The 19058-nt window shown below is 52.0% G+C and carries 18 protein-coding genes; 3 read left to right on the top strand and 15 right to left on the bottom strand.

What is annotated here, in order from left to right; all coding sequences use genetic code 11:
• Positions 1 to 134 precede the first annotated feature (134 nt).
• Positions 135 to 467 (top strand): hypothetical protein, encoded by a 333-nt coding sequence (locus MO867_RS07570; RefSeq protein WP_252465717.1) that lies wholly within the window; start codon positions 135 to 137, stop codon positions 465 to 467.
• Here the strand turns inward: MO867_RS07570 and MO867_RS07565 are convergent.
• The 5 genes from MO867_RS07565 to MO867_RS07545 form a co-directional block, all read right to left on the bottom strand.
• Positions 439 to 705 carry a hypothetical protein gene (locus tag MO867_RS07565; RefSeq protein WP_252465716.1) on the bottom strand — a complete coding sequence of 89 codons (267 nt, stop codon included), beginning with the start codon at positions 703 to 705 and terminating at the stop codon, positions 439 to 441. The genes MO867_RS07570 and MO867_RS07565 overlap by 29 nt on opposite strands.
• 232 nt (positions 706 to 937) lie before the next feature.
• Entirely contained in the window at positions 938 to 1423 is a 486-nt protein-coding gene (gene ybiA / locus MO867_RS07560) for a riboflavin biosynthesis intermediates N-glycosidase (RefSeq protein ID WP_252465715.1), read from the bottom strand.
• A gap of 392 nt (positions 1424 to 1815) precedes the next feature.
• A complete protein-coding gene (gene groL, locus MO867_RS07555; RefSeq protein WP_252465714.1) occupies positions 1816 to 3456 on the bottom strand; it encodes a chaperonin GroEL in 1641 nt (546 codons plus the stop codon).
• 48 nt (positions 3457 to 3504) lie between these two features.
• Positions 3505 to 3798, bottom strand: a complete 294-nt coding sequence (locus MO867_RS07550; RefSeq protein ID WP_252465713.1) for a co-chaperone GroES — start codon at positions 3796 to 3798, stop codon at positions 3505 to 3507.
• 215 nt (positions 3799 to 4013) lie between these two features.
• Positions 4014 to 4481, bottom strand: a complete 468-nt coding sequence (locus tag MO867_RS07545; protein ID WP_252465712.1) for an FxsA family protein — start codon at positions 4479 to 4481, stop codon at positions 4014 to 4016.
• A 144-nt stretch (positions 4482 to 4625) separates the two neighbouring features.
• Here MO867_RS07545 and cfa point away from each other — a divergent pair, with 144 nt between their 5' ends.
• The gene (gene cfa, locus MO867_RS07540; protein ID WP_252465711.1) at positions 4626 to 5774 is read left to right on the top strand and encodes a cyclopropane fatty acyl phospholipid synthase; all 1149 of its coding nucleotides are present in this window, start codon (positions 4626 to 4628) and stop codon (positions 5772 to 5774) included.
• Between the two features lie 88 nt (positions 5775 to 5862).
• On the opposite strand, the gene MO867_RS07535 is transcribed toward cfa, so the two are convergent.
• Positions 5863 to 6624 carry an SDR family oxidoreductase gene (locus MO867_RS07535; protein ID WP_252465709.1) on the bottom strand — a complete coding sequence of 254 codons (762 nt, stop codon included), beginning with the start codon at positions 6622 to 6624 and terminating at the stop codon, positions 5863 to 5865.
• An 80-nt stretch (positions 6625 to 6704) separates the two neighbouring features.
• Positions 6705 to 7736 (bottom strand): DUF481 domain-containing protein, encoded by a 1032-nt coding sequence (locus tag MO867_RS07530; RefSeq protein WP_252465708.1) that lies wholly within the window; start codon positions 7734 to 7736, stop codon positions 6705 to 6707.
• A 242-nt stretch (positions 7737 to 7978) separates the two neighbouring features.
• Between MO867_RS07530 and MO867_RS07525 the strand changes: the two genes are divergently transcribed.
• Positions 7979 to 8284 carry an MGMT family protein gene (locus MO867_RS07525; RefSeq protein WP_309143299.1) on the top strand — a complete coding sequence of 102 codons (306 nt, stop codon included), beginning with the start codon at positions 7979 to 7981 and terminating at the stop codon, positions 8282 to 8284.
• A 127-nt stretch (positions 8285 to 8411) separates the two neighbouring features.
• On the opposite strand, the gene MO867_RS07520 is transcribed toward MO867_RS07525, so the two are convergent.
• The 8 genes from MO867_RS07520 to MO867_RS07485 form a co-directional block, all read right to left on the bottom strand.
• Positions 8412 to 9683 carry an AmpG family muropeptide MFS transporter gene (locus tag MO867_RS07520; protein WP_252465705.1) on the bottom strand — a complete coding sequence of 424 codons (1272 nt, stop codon included), beginning with the start codon at positions 9681 to 9683 and terminating at the stop codon, positions 8412 to 8414.
• Positions 9684 to 10044: 361 nt separating this feature from the next.
• Entirely contained in the window at positions 10045 to 11418 is a 1374-nt protein-coding gene (locus MO867_RS07515) for an AmpG family muropeptide MFS transporter (protein ID WP_309143298.1), read from the bottom strand.
• A 79-nt stretch (positions 11419 to 11497) separates the two neighbouring features.
• Positions 11498 to 12070 carry a YbhB/YbcL family Raf kinase inhibitor-like protein gene (locus tag MO867_RS07510; RefSeq protein ID WP_305884237.1) on the bottom strand — a complete coding sequence of 191 codons (573 nt, stop codon included), beginning with the start codon at positions 12068 to 12070 and terminating at the stop codon, positions 11498 to 11500.
• A gap of 15 nt (positions 12071 to 12085) precedes the next feature.
• Positions 12086 to 13117, bottom strand: a complete 1032-nt coding sequence (locus MO867_RS07505) for a threonine ammonia-lyase (protein WP_252465704.1) — start codon at positions 13115 to 13117, stop codon at positions 12086 to 12088.
• 69 nt (positions 13118 to 13186) lie between these two features.
• The gene (locus tag MO867_RS07500; protein WP_252465703.1) at positions 13187 to 14614 is read right to left on the bottom strand and encodes an aldehyde dehydrogenase family protein; all 1428 of its coding nucleotides are present in this window, start codon (positions 14612 to 14614) and stop codon (positions 13187 to 13189) included.
• A 225-nt stretch (positions 14615 to 14839) separates the two neighbouring features.
• Positions 14840 to 15715: a regulatory signaling modulator protein AmpE gene (ampE, locus tag MO867_RS07495; protein WP_252465702.1), complete on the bottom strand. Its 876-nt coding sequence runs from the start codon at positions 15713 to 15715 to the stop codon at positions 14840 to 14842.
• 95 nt (positions 15716 to 15810) lie between these two features.
• Positions 15811 to 16368 (bottom strand): 1,6-anhydro-N-acetylmuramyl-L-alanine amidase AmpD, encoded by a 558-nt coding sequence (gene ampD / locus MO867_RS07490; protein WP_252465701.1) that lies wholly within the window; start codon positions 16366 to 16368, stop codon positions 15811 to 15813.
• 214 nt (positions 16369 to 16582) lie between these two features.
• On the bottom strand, positions 16583 to 18988 hold the full coding sequence (locus MO867_RS07485) for a DUF1631 domain-containing protein (RefSeq protein ID WP_252465700.1): 2406 nt from the start codon (positions 18986 to 18988) through the stop codon (positions 16583 to 16585).
• Between the last annotated feature and the right edge of the window lie 70 nt (positions 18989 to 19058).

Here is a 19058-nt window from a genome sequence, read left to right as displayed (position 1 = left end):
TGTTATCGGGCTACCTACTTCTACAACAGCGCTCACTTACCCCAGCAAAACTAATATTCTCCCCTGTTTACTGGCACAGCGATAATCTATCGTCCAAACTAAAGCAATGGCTTGTTAGTAGTTTGGAGCCGTAGATGATTTTTCTTACCGCCATTGCACTTGTTGGTAATCTCACCAACCCTATTCCCCCCGGCCTGGACTCCAATAGTCCCCCTCCCTTTTATAACAGCCCGCCTGCACCCATTTATGACAGCCCGGACTTATATGGGGCGGAACCTTCAGTCATTGCATTGGATTTATCGACTATTAAAGCAAAACTGTATGGTCTGGGATTTAACCCAATCACCAGTGTGGAGTTTGTCGGCGGAAGGTGGAAAATCCGCGCTGTTTACGGCCGTGAATTAAGAGCCCTGGAGGTCAATCCAGATAACGGCATTATTATTGCTGACCGACCAGCCAAAAATTGAAAAAACCAACACCCGTATAGATAGTCATAGTGCTTTGCTGAGGGATTTTTCTAGCGGCTAATTTCGAGTGCCATCCGCCTTGGATAGTTCCTGCTGAATTTAGAAATAACTCTCCAGCATAAAATTTGGCCTTCATCTCCAGTTTTTCGTGCGAATAACTTAGCAAGTCAAACCCCAGTGTTTTGGCACATTCAGGAATAGCCATGGCTCCCGATTTAACCATTTCATATATTTCCATATTCCCTCACAGAAAGGCGTTTATCCTACTCAATTGAAGTCAACTCACATAATTTCCGCTTCAATTCCAATTGAGCTTACCATTGCCTACCAAACCCAAACCAAGCTCGATATTATATCGATAGGTCGCCTGATTAATCTGGCAGTCAAAAAAATACTAATTTAATTCCCTGCATTCAACTCTCGAGCCCACCAAATTATGGAGAATCGGTAAGTTGACACCTTCGCGAACCCTACAAGATCAGACTAATTGAGGAGCGCACTGACATTAGAACTTTACCCAGTAAGTTTTTCCCACGCCAATTTCCCTGATCAAGAATTTCATCAGAATCAGCACTCCAACCTACCCCCCAGACAAGATCGTAAGGTGACGCTTCTACCAAAACTTTATTACCAGTGTCTATCAGTCGCTCAGCCAAATCCGCATGCTGCGTAAATTTTAAGTAATTACCGTACCAAACAATACCGATCTTATTCAAATTCCAAATACTAGAGTCATAGCCGGAAACTTCCCTACCAAATTGCTGCTGAACTTCCGGATCATCCTCTAAAAGAATTTTCTCTGAAACCTTCACATCACCAAACAGCATCGCCTTTTTATACATCATATATTGTTCACAGCAATTGTAGTTAACCCCATCTGGGTCAGTAATGTTTCGCTTTGTCCACTGCCCAAATTGATGCATCCAGAAAAAATAGTATTTATCTGTCTCTCTCATATCAAGTCATACCATACATAGGCTGTATTTAATCAACTGATAAAATACATAGCTATTTGCTATTCCATCAGGATTTTCCTGTTCTTTGATTTCTGAGCTTGTGGATATCCAGCCTCAGTAACTAAATATTGCTCCAGACCAGAACCCAGACCACTATCCTCACATCTCGACAAGACCATTGATTCCCCCAGAACCAAATTTGAAACCAGGAAACCCAATAATAGTGCTTGATAGTGGTTCTCAATACCACTCAGTTGGCCTGTCTCCCTATTTAGCTGGGCTTATTTTGCTAAACAAACCGATACCCACCCCAGCCCCAACAAACCACTTTCTACAAGCCAAAAAAAAGCCCCGCAAATGCGGGGCTTTTTTAGATAGGCTTTAAGGCCGGCTTACATCATGCCGCCCATGCCGCCCATGCCACCCATGCCGCTCATGTCAGGAGCAGCCGGCTTGTCTTCCGGAAGTTCTGCAACCATGGCTTCGGTGGTGATCATCAGGCCAGCGATAGAAGCAGCCGCTTGCATAGCAGAGCGGGTTACTTTAGCTGGGTCCAGGATACCCATTTCCAGCATGTCGCCGTATTCGCCAGTAGCAGCGTTGTAGCCGAAGTTACCTTCGCCTTGCTTGATCTTGTCAACCACTACAGAAGCTTCGTCGCCAGCGTTAGCAACGATTTGACGCAAAGGCATTTCCATCGCGCGCATGGCAGCTGCAATACCGTGGTTCTGGTCTTCGTTGTCGCCCTCTACAGAGATTGCCTGGATAGCGCGAACCAGAGCAGTACCACCGCCAGGTACAACGCCTTCCTCTACTGCGGCGCGGGTCGCGTGCAGTGCGTCTTCAACGCGGGCTTTCTTCTCTTTCATTTCCACTTCGGTAGCGGCGCCAACTTTGATTACTGCAACACCGCCAGCCAGCTTGGCTACACGCTCTTGAAGCTTCTCTTTGTCGTAGTCGGAAGAGGACTCTTCGATCTGTGCACGGATCTGACCAACGCGGGCTTCGATGTCTTTCACATCACCAGCGCCGTCAACGATCACAGTGTTTTCCTTGGAAAGGGTGATGCGCTTAGCGGTACCCAGGTGCTCCAGGGTAGTGCCTTCCAGCTCCAGACCCACTTCTTCAGAAATCACAGTACCGCCGGTCAGAATAGCGATATCCTGCAGCATGGCCTTGCGACGGTCACCGAAACCAGGAGCTTTAACAGCTGCGACTTTTACGATACCGCGCATGCTGTTAACAACCAGAGTAGCCAGCGCTTCGCCTTCTACATCTTCAGCGATAATCAGCAGCGGCTTGGAAGCTTTAGCGACTTGCTCCAGCAGCGGCAGCAGATCACGAATATTGGAGATCTTTTTGTCTACCAGCAGGATGAACGGGCTGTCCAGCTCGGCAGTCATGTTCTCTTGGTTGGTGATGAAGTAAGGGGACAGGTAGCCGCGGTCGAACTGCATACCTTCAACTACGTCCAGCTCGTTCTCGAGACCGGAACCTTCTTCAACGGTGATTACGCCTTCTTTGCCCACTTTTCCCATGGCTTCGGCAATGATGGTACCTACGCTCTCATCGCTGTTCGCGGAGATGGTACCTACCTGGGCGATAGACTTGGTGTCGGCACAAGCAGTGGCCAGGCCAGCAATATGTTCAACTGCTGCAGCTACTGCTTTATCGATACCGCGCTTCAGGTCCATCGGGTTGAAGCCAGCGGCTACGGATTTCAGGCCTTCGGTTACGATCGCCTGAGCCAGTACGGTAGCCGTGGTGGTGCCGTCACCCGCAGTGTCGGAAGCTTTGGAAGCCACTTCCTTCACCATTTGCGCACCCATATTTTCGAACTTGTCTTTTAGTTCGATTTCTTTGGCTACGGAAACACCGTCTTTGGTTACAGTAGGAGCCCCGAAGGACTTATCCAGAACTACGTTGCGGCCTTTGGGGCCCAGGGTAGTTTTAACGGCATCTGCCAGGATGTTTACGCCTTTCAGCATTTTCTGACGGGCGTCGTCACCGAAAATTACGTCTTTAGCTGCCATGGTTCTTTTTCCTCAAATTCTTTTTGCGAGTAAAGTTAAAGGCTGGCCTTAGCCTTCCAACACGCCGTAGATGTCACCTTCGCTCATGATGATCAGCTCTTCGCCGTCCATCTTGAGGGTATTGCTGTCGGCGTAGCGACCGAATACAACAGTGTCACCCACCTTGACTGACAATGCGCGAACGTCGCCATTGTCCAGCTGCTTGCCCTCACCCACGGCTACCACTTCACCTTGGTTCGGCTTTTCTTTGGCAGCGCCTGGCAGCACGATACCGCCGGCTGACATCGCTTCTTCTTCCTTACGACGTACTACGACGCGGTCATGTAAAGGACGAATATTCATGGATAAGTTCTCCATTGAGTCTTTTTAAGGTTTTCCAACATGGGCGCTACCAGTCTTATCGACGGGTAACCTCACCCCTCTCTGTTTCCCAGAGGCGGGGCTTAATTCATAGCTGATCACTATCTAAGGGCGCGAATAAGGATTTCAACACCATCAGGCGAAAAAACTGAAAAGCAAACTCTCACCACCAGCAATCTGTGCATTATTTGAGCGAATTATGGCTTGGGGCGCTTATCTTCCACGGAGCGCTTCTCATGCCGGGAATATTCTCCCTCGATAATATCGCTATCTTTTTTATCCGGTCGCGGCTGGCTGAAGCTTTCTGGGTGAATCACCGTGATGTGACGGAGAAGAAAGCCGAGGAGCAGGTTGCGAAGGCCCGGTATCAGGCAGATAAAGCCAAAGAAGTCGGTAATAAAGCCCGGGGTAAGCAGCAGTGCACCACCCACGGCGAGAAATATCCCTTCAACCATCTCCTTGGCGGGGATATTTCCGCTACGCATTTTTTCCTGCGCCCGCATTAGAGTGGAAATACCCTGGCGACGTAGCAATGCCAATCCAACCACAGCGGTCAGTATGACTAGGCCGATGGTTGGCAAGGCGCCAATCTCCCTTCCTACGGTGATCAACACCCACATTTCGAGTACAGGTAGGGCTATAAATAGAAGTAGTAATGGGCTCATTGAGGGAATTCCTAATTAACCAGCTTCGTAGAGAGCCGGAGTGGTCAAGGTTTTTCAATATGCTGTAGTAAATGGAGTGGGGAGGCAAATTATTCAAGGGCGCCTTATTCATCCCCACGATAACCAGAGATGAGGGAGGCTTGAATGGCAAGCGAGCAGCAGGACGCCGTAGAGATGCCAGCCATCGGTCGCAGCCGCCATTTGGTGGACGATATTTTGGCAAAAGCAGACATCCAGATAAATGGGGAGCGACCCTGGGACCTACAGGTCCACAGGGAGGCAGCCCTGGACGAAATCGTCGCCCGGCATAGTCTGGGACTGGGTGAGACCTATATGCGCGGCGATTGGGATGTACAAGCGATTGACCAGTTCTTCCACCGGCTGCTGATGGCTGGCATCAACAGTAATGTGAAAAACTGGCGCTACTCCTGGCGTGTCTTGCGAAGCTATATGATGAACCTGCAAAGCAAGAATCGCTCCTATGATGTGGGAGAACAGCACTACGATCTAGGCAATGAGTTCTATACCTCTATGCTCGACAGCCGCCTTACCTATAGCTGTGGCTATTGGAAGGAGGCGGAAACGCTGGATGAGGCCCAGGAGGCCAAACTGGATCTTATCTGCCGCAAACTTGAGCTAAAGCCAGGGATGCGCCTGCTCGATATCGGCTGCGGCTGGGGAAGCCTGATTGGCTACGCTGCACAGAAATATCAAGTGGAGTGCGTCGGCGTTACCATTTCACGCGAGCAACGGGCCTATGTGGCAGAGCGCTATGCTGAGCTGCCCATCACCGTGCACCTACAGGACTACCGCGAGCTCAAAGAACCCTTCGATCGCATCGCCAGCGTGGGCATGTTTGAACACGTAGGACGCAAAAATTATCGTACTTTTATGGAGATGGCCGAACGTTGCCTGAGTAAGGACGGGTTGATGCTGCTCCACACAATTGGCAACAATCACCGCAATGCATACACAGACCTATGGACGGAAAAGTATATTTTCCCCGGTGGAGAGCTGCCTTCCCCGGGACAGTTGGGGGATGCCGCAGACCGGCTGCTTGTGGGGGAGGACCTACATAACTTTGGCTACTACTACGATAAAACCCTAATGGCCTGGCACGAAAATTTCGAACAAAACTGGCCGCACTTTGCCGATCGTTACGGCCAGCGCTTCTATAGAATGTGGCGCTACTACCTTCTGTCTTACGCCGGTGCATTCCGTGGGCGTACCCTGCAACTATGGCAAGTGTTGTATTCAAAATTCCGCGCCGATGGTGCTACGCGCCTGAGTTAACAATACCTCAAGGCCCATTACCCAACACCAGGACACAAAAAAGGGTGAACCTAGTTCACCCTTTTTTGTGTCCGTTCAACGAGTGTTTCTACAGACGAGCACCTCCGTCAATATCCATCACTCGGCCGGTAACAAAATCGTTTTCCAAGATAAATGCCACAGTTGAGGCAATTTCATCCTGGTCACCCAGTCGACGTAGAGGCACCTGTTTTACCAGTCCTTCAAGAATTTCCGGGCGCATTTGCGCAACCATGTCGGTACCGATAAAGCCCGGCGCAATAGCGGCAACCCGCACGCCATAGCGGGCCAGTTCGCGTGCCCAGGTTACTGTCATTGCGGCAACACCTGCTTTACTCGCGGAATAATTGGTCTGTCCCATATTGCCCTCGCGAGACAAACTGGAAATATTGATCATCACTCCACCCTTGCCGCTTTCAGCCATAATGCCAGCGGCGGCACGACCACAAAGGAATACGCCGGTGAGGTTTACATCGATAACCGACTGCCACTGGGCCAAGGACATACGATCAGTCACCTTGCCCTCTTTACATTTGAGCAGCAGGCCATCGCGCATAATACCCGCATTGTTGACCAACACCTGCAGGCCACCAAAGTCTGCCGCTATCTGTGCAAAACCGGAATCCACGGCTTCTTCACTGGCGACATTGATCGCGTAGCTGCGGGCTTCTGCACCGAGTTTTTCGCAGGCCGCAACACTGTCTTTGAGACCATCTTCATTGACATCAATCAGCGCCAGGCGTGCGCCTCGCGCGGCCAAATACTCAGCCATTGCACGGCCCAAGCCCTGACCGGCCCCTGTAATCGCAACAATACTGTCGGCGATTTGCATGTTGAACTCCTCGTCGCTGTTTTTTTAGATTTATCGTTTTGACTGCCCTGTTAGCCTGCTAGATAGAGGCCACTGGGGTACTACCATTCGTAACCGATACCAACCGTAACCTTGGTATCCTCTTTTTCACTTTCCAGTGACGGTGTATTGTCGTACTGCCATTCGTAACCGATTTCCATCAGCACTCCTTCAACCAGCGGCGTGCGCACCCCCAGCTTGGCATTTGCTTCAAAATCGTTGCTATGATCGAAAGATTGCAGGGTTTCCTGGTCAAAATACACCTCAGGCCCCAGGGAAAATTTGTAGCGGTAGTTAAGCGCTACACGACCGGCGACATAGCGATCGTCTTGGTCTTCGCTCAACTCTTCATCGATAAAGTTTTCCTGCAGACTACTGACACCACCTTCGAGAGAGAAAGAAGTTTTGCTGGTGTCGTAAAACAGGTAACCCATACCCAAACCAAGCGTGGTGCCCAATTCCAGGTTTTGCGCCTCTTCCCTTTCCAGTTCGCTGTTGGCCGCGGCAAACCATTTCTCAGAAAAAATCCAGCGCAGATCGTAATTGAGCTGGTATTTTTCCAGGTCGCCGTCTTCCTCGCTTTCCTGATTCTGGTAAACCAAACCCACTAGGTGATTAAAATCCCCGTGGCGTATATCCAGATTAATATTGGCATCCAGGTCTTCGCGCTCACGGTTGCCGCTTTCGAATACCCCTCCAGCAGTAATATTACCGCCGAACAATACCGGACTACCGGTAAACTTCGAATAGGGTTCTGCGCGCTCAATACCGGGAAAATCTATCAGCCAGCCTCTTCCTTCGTCACAGTAAACTTCCCACTGTTCCTTACGATGGCCTGCCAATGTACAGGGTTCATCCCTGCCGGCAATTTTTATATCGGTATCGATATCCATAGAAACAACTTTGGATTTATCGACTTTTACCTCACCGAAAGTTTCTGATTTCCAGATAACCTGATCTTTTTCCACCAGCACCAGTTCGCCTTGAATCCGATCACCATTTTCCAAAGTCAGCACGCCGGCTTGAACATGTAAGGGAGCGAGAAACAGGAGGGTTCGGGCAAATAGCCGGGGGAGTCGTGTCGATAAAACCACTAGGAAAACCTTGGACTTTCTAGGTGTATGAACGGTGCAAATAACCGTGGCAATTGCACCATGATGCCACAACTCGAAAAATGTGGCACGCCATCTCAGTCGATGCCAGATTGCCAATGAGACTGTGACCCTATGTACTGTTAAAGTATCCGTAAATAAATCGATAAAAACTAATTTTAACTTGCACGAACAGCGGAAAAATACCGCTAAAAAGCATGAAACGTCTGAAGTTAGAGGTTTTTGTGAAAGAACAGAGCGCTCTTGACAGAATATGCCGGGTTCTGGCGGCGATCCCCGAAGGCCGAGTGGTGACCTATGGGGACCTTGCTGAGATGGCCGGTTACCCACGGGCCGCTCGACTAGCGGGTCAAACCCTTCGAAAGCTACCCAGAGGCACCAAACTTCCTTGGCATCGGGTTATCAACGCTCAAGGGCGTATCTCTCTGCCGGAACCGGGCGCCAGCCGCCAACGTAAACGCCTGGAACACGAGGGAATCACACTGCTCAAAGGGCGTGTGGATATGAGTAAATACCGCTGGCGACCTTAGGTCCCGGCCGGGTCCCCCCTTTCACTTTGCCGCAGTCTGCTCACACAAACACAACGGTTCAGGCCCCAAACCCATTTGGAAAACCACGTGAAACCTGTTCAACAACTCCAATTAGGCTGCCGATTATTTACGCCACTTCATCATTGTGCCAGGGTGCCACCCAAATCAACAACACCATACCGGGCACCGCCAGGGCCGCACACAACAGGAAAAAGTGGGTCCAGCCCACACCCTCTACCAAATAGCCGGTGGATGCATTGGCAAAGGTTCTCGGCAGGGACGTAAGTGCGGTAAATAAAGCGAATTGTGTTGCCGTATGCAACTTGCTGGTGGTGCGCGCGATAAATGCAATAAATACAGCAGTGCCAAGACCCACGCCGAGATATTCAAAGGCAATCACTACCGCCAGCAACCAGAGACTGGGATTAAACCCCGGGGTACCCACCAGCTCGCCGTTTACTTCAGATAAAAGGATAAATCCGAAAATAGAAACAAGCTGAACAACCCCAAAAATCCACAGGCATTTGTTGATCCCGATCTTCACAATCAACAATCCACCAAAGAAACCACCGATCACCGCAGGCCAAAGACCGGCATTTTTTGCCACTATGCCGATATCAGTATTGGTGTATCCCATATCCAGGTAGTAAGGCGTGGCCAATGCCGTGGCCATACTGTCACCCAGCTTGTAAAGGAACATAAAGGCGAGCACTAGTATGGCCTGCTGTACGCCATTGCGATTAAAGAATTCAACAAAGGGTAAAACGATAGCCTCACGCAATGAGTTTGGGCGCTCGGCAGGATGTCTTGGCTCCGCCACCATCAGTGTCATAAACACAGCGATCAACATAAACGCCGCAGTAATCATAAAAACCTGATCCCAAGCCAAATGATCGGAGAGGATCAAACTGAGAGAACCCGGTATCAATCCCGCTATACGATAAGCGTTGGCATGGAAGGAATTACCCAGCCCCAATTCCTGATCCGGCAGGATCTCCCGACGAAATGCATCCAATACTATGTCTTGACTGGCACTGAAAAATGCGACTCCGAAACACAGAGCCGCAATTGTCCAGATATCAAACTGCGGACTGAACATGCCGAGGACGCCGATCGACACTATCAGCAGCAGCTGCGTCACCAGCATCCAGCCTCTCCGGCGGCCCAACATAGGGAACGCATAGCGCTCCATTAAAGGAGACCAAATAAACTTCCAGGTATATGGCAATCCCAGCAGCGCGAAAATACCAATCGTTGCCAGATCTACGCCCTCGGTGCGCAGCCAGGCAGGCACCAACTGTATCAACACAAATAGAGGCATCCCCGAAGAGAATCCGGTGCCAATACAGATCAGCATACGCCGATTAAACACTGCCTCCCGAACTGTTTCGTGGGCCATAGCTTGTCGCTTTTATTCGCTGATTATCATTCTAGAGAATAGGATGGGTGAATCACCCTAAGGAGCAGTTATCACTGACACCAAAGCACCTCCAAGACTCAAGCAGAAAATCAATGACAGCGGAAAATTCTGTGTGGAAGAGCAAATTTCACCTTTACAACCACCATAGACACAAGCCGGAGAAAATGCCTGGAGAGGTGTCACTATCCGCTGAGAAGGCGAGAAGTGAGAAGTGAGAAGTGAGAAGTGAGAAGTGAGAAGTGAGAAGTGAGAAGAGGGTGAAGGGTAAATACCGGAACACCCAGACAGCCATCTCAATCGATAGGCTGGTGTTCCGGCAAAAATACTGGCGAGTGCATCGTCAGGTCACCCGTGAACCGGGCTGCGGCTCTTCGCCAGTCCACGCCCGCTGTTCACGCCGCCAAAAATAGATCGAGAGCACTATTGCGGGAATACCCATTAGGGCCGCATAGATAAAGAATTGAGCGTAACCTTGCGCATCGACCACCATACCGGAGAAGCCACTGATAAATTTACCCGGCAGTGTCATCAAGGAACTGAACAGGGCATATTGAGTGGCGGTATAAGCCTTGTTGGCAAGGCTGGAAAGGTAGGCAATCAGGACGGCATTTGCGATGCCGCCACTGATATTATCGGCACTGATCACAAGCGCCAGCCACGCTTTATCAGGGCCAATCACGGCAAGCTGGGCGAACAACAGATTAGTACAGGCGACCATTACCGCACCGAGTATCAATGGGCGTAAAACGCCGTATCTCACCACTAAAAGCCCGCCGGCAAAGGAGCCAATAATGGTACAGAAGAAGCCGAACAGCTTACTGATCTCAGCAATTTCCGTTTTGCTGAAGCCCAGATCCAAATAAAAGGGATTGGCCATTATCCCCATCGCGATATCACTTAAACGGAAAATACCGATAAACAGTAAAAGAACCAAAGCGAAGCGACCGTTGCGCTGGAAAAACTCGATAAAGGGACAGGCTACCGCGCAAACAAACCACTGTTCCAACCGCCCGTGCTCTCCCTTGCCCAACAAACGTTGCGCCCACTCACTCTGAAGTTGCTCGGCCTCTTTATTGACCTTGGAGTGATCGGGCTCGGCAATTACCAGAGTGGTGATAACACCGACGACCATCAACCCCGCCATCGTCAGGTAAGCACCGGACCAACTGAAAATATCTGCAATAAATAGTGCGCCGGCCCCAGCAATCAACATTGCCACCCGGTATCCAAACACATAGTTGGCGGCCATGGCTCCCTGATAGTCCTCATCCATGGCTTCTATTCGATAGGCATCAATCGCCACATCCTGAGAGGCTGAACAGAAAGCCACCCATAGGGCCAGCAGGGCAACCTGCAAAAGGGATAACTGCGGGTTCACACTGGCCATACCCACTAGGCCAATCGCCACCCCCAATTGCGATACCAGCATCCAGCCACGGCGCTTGCCCAATCTGTCGGTAAATAACGGTATCCGTAAATGGTCAATAATCGGCGCCCAAAGCACCTTGATCGAAAAGGTAATGCCCACCCAGGCAAAAAAACCGATGGCCGTGCGACTAACCCCGTAGTCCCGCAGCCAGGCGGTGAGCGTGGAAAAAACCAACAACAGCGGTAGACCAGCGGAAAAGCCAAGAAAAAACATGGTGAGAACACGAGGCTTCAGATAGGCGCCCAGTGCCTGCCCCCATGTCAGTTGCTTCTGCAAGTTATCCAAGCGCGGCCTCCAAAGCCTGAACGGCTGCGGCAGGTATCCCCGCGCAGAATGGTCAAAAAAGTGTGATTAAGTTTTTAGCTCAGTGGCCCCACAACACTTCCAGTTCTGCTTCGGCCAATTTATTGGCATTGATGTTGAAGCCGACTTTGGCCGGAGAGGCGTCCTCTTCCAGCGGCAGGGTTTCCACCTTCAAGGCATAGACACGAAAACGATAGCGATGATCCCCATGCCCTTTCGGTGGACAGGCTCCGCCATAACCTGAGTTGCCATAATCATTGCGGCCCTGCACGACCTCGGGAACCAGGCCATTCTTAAGATCGCCGGCCCCCTCAGGCAAGCTGGTCGTTTCAACGGGAATATTGAATACCACCCAGTGCCACCAACCACTACCCGTGGGCGCATCGGGGTCATAAGCGGTTACCGCAAAGCTCTTGGTGCCCTCTGGCGCTCCACTCCAGCTTAACTGCGGGGATAAATTCTCACCGCCACAATCGCCATAGACATGGGGCAGGGGCATTTTTTCTCCAGATTTCAAGGAGCTGGATGAAAGGGTGAATTTTTCAGCAACGGCATTGACTCCGCCCAGCATCAGCGCTGTGATGCAAACCAATCGCACTAATTTACGACAGTGTTTTTTCAATAATGGGGTCATAGTCCAGCTTTTTCCTTATTCGTTTTCTTCACTGGATAGCAGTGGACCAACCTTACTCAGGTCCATATTTCCACCGGTCAGTACAACAACGACGTTCTTATTGCGGAAGCGCGCACTGTGCTCCATGACGGCGGCGAGGCCCACAGCTGCCGACGGCTCTACCAGCTGTTTGGTTCGCGTCCACAATAGCCGCATGGCCTTCACGATACCAGCTTCACTGACTGTCACAATATCCCGTACTGTACGTCCAATCACCGCGTAGTTCCTGGCTCCTAAAGTAGTGCGAAGGCCATCGGCAATGGTATTGGGTTCCTGTGTGGTGATATGGACTCCGCCGCGGAGTGAACGCTGGGCGTCATCCGCTCCCGCGGGCTCAGCACCAATCACGAGGGCATCTGGGGCAAGTGCGGCCATGGCCAAGCCCACGCCAGCCAGTAGCCCTCCGCCGCCCACCGGCGCCACTATGATGTCTGGGGTAAAACCCAATTCGCGACTTTGCTGAACCAGCTCCAGGGCCACAGTGCCCTGCCCGGCAATAATCCGCTTATCGTCGTAGGGCGGTACTTCGTGCGCGCCGGTCTCCTCTAGCACTGCTGCCAGTGTCAATTCACGCTCGCTGAGACTGGAGCCCGAGGTCACTATATTGGCTCCATAACCCTCTACTGCGGCTCGCTTTGCCTTGGGAGCGGTCTCCGGCATTACCACCGTACAGGATAAACCGCACTGCGCTGCAGCCCAGGCCAGGGCGGCGCCGTGATTACCGGACGAATGGGTGGCTACTGCAGCAACCCCATTGGGAAGTAGTGACAGCGCATTGGCCGCTCCCCGCGCTTTAAAAGCACCGACTTTCTGCAGGTGCTCGCACTTAAACCACAGCTGAGTGCCGGTCAGTTCATTCAGCTGCGTCGAACTGATCAAGGGGGTTTGATGAATTTTCCCTGCAATATTTTGGGCAGCGCTAAACACATCTTCACTGGCAGGTATGTCGTTGTGATTTGAGGGCATAACACGGTTGTCTATTGGTTTGTTGGGAATAATCCAGGTCATCCACCGCTAACAATATTCAATTTGCGACGGAGCAAGCACTACAGGTTCCAAGGTTTGTCGATGAGAAATTTATTTGCTCAACATGCGCAGGAATTTCATTTTTCGGTTGCTGTATGGTGCATATCGTATATCGATATCAAGAATATTTCTGCGCCGCATCACTGCCTTGTAATGGCTGAAGGTACGAAAACCATGTTCGCCGTGATAAGCCCCCATACCACTAGCGCCAACACCGCCAAACGGCAGATCCTGGGCCAGCATAAACATCATGCAGTCGTTGACGCAGGCATTTCCCGAGCTGCAGCGGGACAATATCCCATTTGCCAGAGCATCATCCCGAGTGAAAACATAGAGAGCCAGAGGTTTTTCCCGGTTGTTGACAAACTCTTCCACTTTGGAGAAATCATCGAGATCGACAATCGGCAGTATCGGACCAAAAACCTCGTCCTGCATCACCCCCGCCGACAGGTTTACATTACGCATCAACGTCGGCGCCATATAGCAATCATCGACATCCACTTCACCGCCGGCCACCACTTCACCATCGCCGAGATAATCCGCCAGGCGGAGTGTGTGCTGGCTGTTTACGATACGCCCATAGTCCGGCGACTCGCGCGGGTGTTCACCAAACATTTCTCTCAACACTCGTTGTAATAGCGGGGTCAATCGGTTAGCGGTATCTTTACTGCAAAGCACATAGTCCGGAGCGATGCAGGTCTGCCCCGCGTTGGTGAACTTGCCCCAGGCGATACGTCGGGCAGCGACCTCAAGATCCGCATCGTCAGCGACAATACAGGGGCTCTTCCCCCCCAGCTCCAAAGTCACCGGCGTTAAATGCTTCGCCGCAGCACCCATCACGATTTTGCCGACCCTGCCGCCGCCCGTATACATAATATGATCCCAACGCTGCTCCAACAGTGCGGTGGTTTCGGCAACACTACCTTCAACACAGGCAAAAGCGTCATTATCGAGATAACGGGGCAATAACTCTGCAATCAAACGGGAAGTCGCAGGAGATAGCTCAGAGGGCTTGACCACCGCACAATTACCCGCAGCAATGACCGGCACTAACGGTGATAGCAACAGTTGCAGCGGGTAATTCCAGGCGCCGATAACCAATACCACGCCGAGAGGTTCTGGCTGCACATAACTCTTTGCCGGTTGCGTTAACATTGGCGAGTTAACTTTGCGGGGGCGAACCCATTTTTTCAGGGATTTCAACGTGTGGTCGATATCGTTATAGAGAAAGGAAATTTCGGTGAGATACCCCTCCTGCGGCGCTTTGCGCAAATCAGCGTGCAACACTTGGAGGAAGCGCTCTTCGTTTTCGGAAATCATCTTACGCAACTGGCTCAACTGCTTGCGTCGCCAGCTGACTTCCGCAGTACTACCACTGCGAAAATATGCGCGTAATCCAGCCACTAGCGCAGCGGCATCCCTATCACTTGCAGTACTCAGATCTGACAGCATTTGCGGTTCCAATACAGAGACGTCCAAACCTTACTTCCTCCAATAAGTATATGCCGCACAACGATTGACCATGGGGGCGCTACAGGGCGCTATAGAAATACTGTGGCCGGACTGAGGCGAGCGCAATCTTCTTGGAAGGGGGCGATAAATCAAGCTGAGAGGGAGGGAAATTTTTTAAAATGACGACAACTTCAAAAAACAAACCCCGGAGATCAACTATTCACTCCGGGGGAAACTTTGTTCGCAACTTAATCAGGTAAACAGTGCCAAAAGTGCCAGTCCGGTAATCCACAGCAAAAGGGTTCTAGACAGCAATCCCTGCAGCCCTTCAATCTCGGCGCCGCCCTGACGCTGAATTTGTGAAACGTCGGTACCCGCGCTGCACTCATTCGCATCGATGCCGCCCAAAGCGCCTTCCAGATAAGCTTCGAGAATCTGGCCGGTATCGCGCTCACGACACATCAATACTTGGCGCCAAGCCCTATAGCAACCGGCAAAATTACCCACAATCGCAAAGCTGAGCCCCATCATCCTGACCGGCAGCCACTCTAGCAACCAAAGCCAACGCGTAGCCGCAGCCTCCCCGGAAGTGCCCTGGGTGTGCTCCGCATACAGGGCACTCAAACGGAATAAAACTGCTCCGGGGATACCCAACAGAATAAACCAGAACAAAACGGCAAAAAGCCTTTCAAAAGCACAATAGGCCGCACCGCGAAATACCTGCTCATGCAAACGTAAACTATCGGAAGGGGCTTCGTGGATTTCACACAAAATAGGAGAGACTGCTTTAGCCGCACCCTCCAGATCACCGCGATACCAATTGCGTAAATAATTTGCCAATGTGTCGTTGAAATTACCCCGGCCGAGACAGTAGAGCAGCAGCGGCACCCCGATCAGTAAATAACCCAGCCCGCCCACTGCGCCCTCGGCTATCACCATCACCACGGCAGACATCAACACGGGAAGCAGAATAGTTACGCCGAGCAAAAAACCGCTATTGCCACTCACTCTGGGTACTTGCTCCAGGTACTGACCCCAGCGTAAAAACCAGCCATCGCGGTGTAGTGGAGCCCCGGAGCCCCAAATTTGCACCAGGGCCAGAGTGATCAAAACGATTAACAGAGTCATAGCTTGTCCGGGATAATTTCACGTTATCAAAACCGTCCATACCGCAGTCAATACTCAAAGCCGTACAATAACGGCAAAGTAGCGCGGCAGGACTGTCAGCTGATTTGTTTCAATTCATCGAGGTAGCGACCCCAGTCAAAACCGGGGCCTGGGTCTAATTTACGGCCCGGTGCTATATCCGAATGGCTGGCAATTCTATCCACATCAATAGCGGGATAAGCCTGCATAATCGCCCCGCTCACCTCGGCGAGCGCACAATACTGAGCATCCGTATACACATCGGTATCGAGCCCCTCAAGCTCGATGCCAATAGAAAAATCATTGCAGTTACTGCGCCCTTTAAATTCGGATTTCCCCGCATGCCAGGCGCGCCGGTTCAGGGGCACATATTGGGTGACCACCCCATCCCGGTCGATCAGGATATGTGCAGAGACCTGCAGGGCAGCGATTTCAGAAAAATAGGGGTGAGCGTCGATATCCAGCTGCCCGAGAAAAAAGGCATCGATATATGGGCCGCCATACTGTCCCGGTGGCAGGCTGATGCTGTGAATCACCAGTAGATCCACGGCGCTGCCTTCCGGTCGGCTATTGCAATGAGGGCTCGGAACCCGGCGCGCTTCAGTCAGCCAGCCGGACTCCACTTGAAATTTCAATCTACGATCTCCGCTGCAACCTATTGTCAGCCCCGGCGATATCCGAAGCTCCAGCAGTTACCATTCTATGGAAGCGTTGATCGATATGCCAATCGCATCGGAGCACTCTGGCGACATAACTTATGGAGATGTTGCCGGCTAGGTGCGGCCGGCTAAACGCCCCCGACTAGGCGTCCCCAACCAAGCATCACCTGTCAGTCACTGTTTCTGTGGCCTATCGCTGCTCGCTGCGCTTTTTGCGCACATTGCCAATCACTGACTGCAAAGCGCGCTCGAACAGCATACCGTCGTCCAGCGGCAATAACTGCGCTGAGCGGAGTGCATGGGCCAGTTCCAGACGAGCGAATTCGGCCACTTTGGCGCCGTTGCGATTGACAAAGATAAATTGGTCGATATCGCGAATAACCGCCGCCAGACGGCAGCGGAACTGCTCATCCTCAGAGCGCTTCAATTCGAACCAGCTACCCTGAGCGAGACGGAAGGTCATCTGCCAGTGGGGGTCAGTTTCTTCGAGAGGTGCCAGGCCATCCTGCTCCGGTGCCGCTACCTCCGCTTTCGCCACAGCCTGCTCCAGCTCTTCCATTTGTGGAACAGCCGCCTCTTCCGGTTCGGCGACTAATGGTTCAGCAGCAGCTTCGAGCGCACCAGAAGGAGCACTCTCTTCAGCGCTAATACCCGCTGCCAGCGGCTTAACTGGCTCAGGTGCAGCTGTTTGAACCAAAGGCTGTGCGGCCTGCTCCTCGGCGATGGTGGCCTCAGGTTCCACGGTAGTCGCCGCACGAACTTCCCTGGCCACCTGCTCGGCAACAGCACGCTCGCGCTCCTCAGCCAGTTGTTGCGCGAGAGCAAAGCGCTCGCGATAAACTTCTTTAAGGCCTGAAAACAGGGTGCGGGTTTCAAAGGCATTGTAGGAAAGGGCTTCGACGCCCTCGCGCAGGCGCTCCTGCAAAACTGGCAACAGGCTCAAAAGCTGTTTGCGAGAATCCGGCATTGGAGCACGTACACTCCACACCAGATCCCGTGCAGTACGCACATCGCGATTCCAGGCGTCGCTCTCGGTGCCCTCTTTGACACAAGTGAGGAACAAAACGTTGTTCCAAACTTTCTGTAGCCAATCCTGCACCACCTGCGGCAAGTCCCTCTCTGCAACCAGGGCATCCATTACCGCTGCAACCCTAGCACGAGCGGCCTGTGTCTTGGCGCGGCCATCGGCCTCATCCACCACGCGACGTTCCAACATTTCCGCACGCTTGCGTTCACGGACGATAAATTCTCGCAGGGACTCCAATAACACCGAAAAGACATTAATATCCCGATCGAATCCATTGAGCACCTGCTCAACAATATTGGAAATTTCGCAGTAGAGAGAATCGGTTTCGTAGTTTTCACCAGCCTGCCAGCCGGTGGCCGCATCGGCGAGTTCGTTAAGAAGTTTGCGCGCCGGGTGGCCGCCTTTACTGAAAAACGATTTATCTGCGATAGCCACTTTGAGCAATGGCAGCTGCAACCTGCCCAGTTGTGATTTGATCTGGGTGGCGAGGCTGCGGTCCTCCAAGATAAAAGAGAACAACATTTCGACCAGCTTGATCACATCACTATCGACTTTTGCCAGCGAAGCAGCTTGATTGGAATCTACCAGTCGCTGCTGCAGCAGCTCTCCCACATTCAACAGCTGAATCGCGCTGGCACCCTGGTAGTGGCTACCACTTTGCAGGGCGCCCAGGTGTGACAACAAATCCCCAGCCGGCATGGGAGCAACTCCAGCCGCTGCCGGAATCAAACCCGGCGGTAAATGGCCGCTAACCGGGGCGCCGCCTAGTGGAATCTGAGCGCCTGTTGGCACTGCTGATCCAGCAGGTATGCCACCTGAAGTACCGGCAGCACCTGGAGCTTGCGGTGCGCTGTAAACGGAGCGCTGTCTCGCGGCCCGCTGTTGCTCACGCAGTGAGGGCAGTACGCCCTGTTCCACCAGCAATTGATTGCAAAACTCATAGAAATCGCGCAGGTGCAACATCACGACCTGCTCAAACTTTTTCAGCAGAGTGAGGCGGGCGTGGATAAACAAATCCATTTCCTGTATCGCGTCGACAAACGCATCGCAGATAACGTCGGGGCCCAGGGGATTGTTTTTGTCGTAGACCTTCACCGCGTAAAGAGTATCAAGCCGTACACACAGCTCGGTAAGAGGCTCAGCAAAGTCGCGCTTGGCATTGGCCACCATCGTATCGGCGGCAACCAGTTGTTCTAAGTCGTCATTGTGAACCAGCGACAGATTATCCGAAGCAAAACTGCTCACAGCCTGCTCTTCCTGACGAACCTGAAAGGCGCGGGACACATTCTGGATAAAGCGCTCGGCAATATTACGGCGCTCAACGCGCAACAAACGTAACGCCTGGAAAAGCCCGTCCTGCTCTTCCTGGCCGTGAGCACGCTCAGCCATGGCAAATAAAGAGTCGTCCACTTTGCCAAACAGCGCTTTAATCTGTTCGAGCAACTGCGACGTCGCTTTCTCTTTCAGCATTGCCACCGCAGAGGGCAGAACAGCGGGTTTACCTGTTGAAGAAGGGATACGCGCCCCGCTTTTCTCTGAGAGGGAAACTACCTTACTGGATTCACTCATTTCCAAGAGGTCCTTAGAATGCCGTCCGATTTACAGCGCTCAGGCCGACACTAAATATTATCCACCGGGA

The sequence above is a fragment of the Microbulbifer okhotskensis genome, from assembly GCF_023895975.1.
GTDB classification, from domain to species: Bacteria; Pseudomonadota; Gammaproteobacteria; order Pseudomonadales; family Cellvibrionaceae; genus Microbulbifer; species Microbulbifer okhotskensis.
This window is presented reverse-complemented; position numbering and strand designations above follow the sequence as displayed.

Excerpts from the sequence above, each read along its gene's own strand:
- MO867_RS07570 (WP_252465717.1), top strand. The coding sequence starts at position 135 with ATGATTTTTCTTACCGCCATTGCACTTGTTGGTAATCTCACCAACCCT.
- MO867_RS07565 (WP_252465716.1), bottom strand. The coding sequence starts at position 705 with ATGGAAATATATGAAATGGTTAAATCGGGAGCCATGGCTATTCCTGAA.
- ybiA (WP_252465715.1), bottom strand. The coding sequence starts at position 1,423 with ATGAGAGAGACAGATAAATACTATTTTTTCTGGATGCATCAATTTGGG.
- groL (WP_252465714.1), bottom strand. The coding sequence starts at position 3,456 with ATGGCAGCTAAAGACGTAATTTTCGGTGACGACGCCCGTCAGAAAATG.
- MO867_RS07550 (WP_252465713.1), bottom strand. The coding sequence starts at position 3,798 with ATGAATATTCGTCCTTTACATGACCGCGTCGTAGTACGTCGTAAGGAA.
- MO867_RS07545 (WP_252465712.1), bottom strand. The coding sequence starts at position 4,481 with ATGAGCCCATTACTACTTCTATTTATAGCCCTACCTGTACTCGAAATG.
- cfa (WP_252465711.1), top strand. The coding sequence starts at position 4,626 with ATGGCAAGCGAGCAGCAGGACGCCGTAGAGATGCCAGCCATCGGTCGC.
- MO867_RS07535 (WP_252465709.1), bottom strand. The coding sequence starts at position 6,624 with ATGCAAATCGCCGACAGTATTGTTGCGATTACAGGGGCCGGTCAGGGC.
- MO867_RS07520 (WP_252465705.1), bottom strand. The coding sequence starts at position 9,683 with ATGGCCCACGAAACAGTTCGGGAGGCAGTGTTTAATCGGCGTATGCTG.
- MO867_RS07510 (WP_305884237.1), bottom strand. The coding sequence starts at position 12,070 with ATGACCCCATTATTGAAAAAACACTGTCGTAAATTAGTGCGATTGGTT.
- MO867_RS07505 (WP_252465704.1), bottom strand. The coding sequence starts at position 13,117 with ATGACCTGGATTATTCCCAACAAACCAATAGACAACCGTGTTATGCCC.
- ampE (WP_252465702.1), bottom strand. The coding sequence starts at position 15,715 with ATGACTCTGTTAATCGTTTTGATCACTCTGGCCCTGGTGCAAATTTGG.
- MO867_RS07485 (WP_252465700.1), bottom strand. The coding sequence starts at position 18,988 with ATGAGTGAATCCAGTAAGGTAGTTTCCCTCTCAGAGAAAAGCGGGGCG.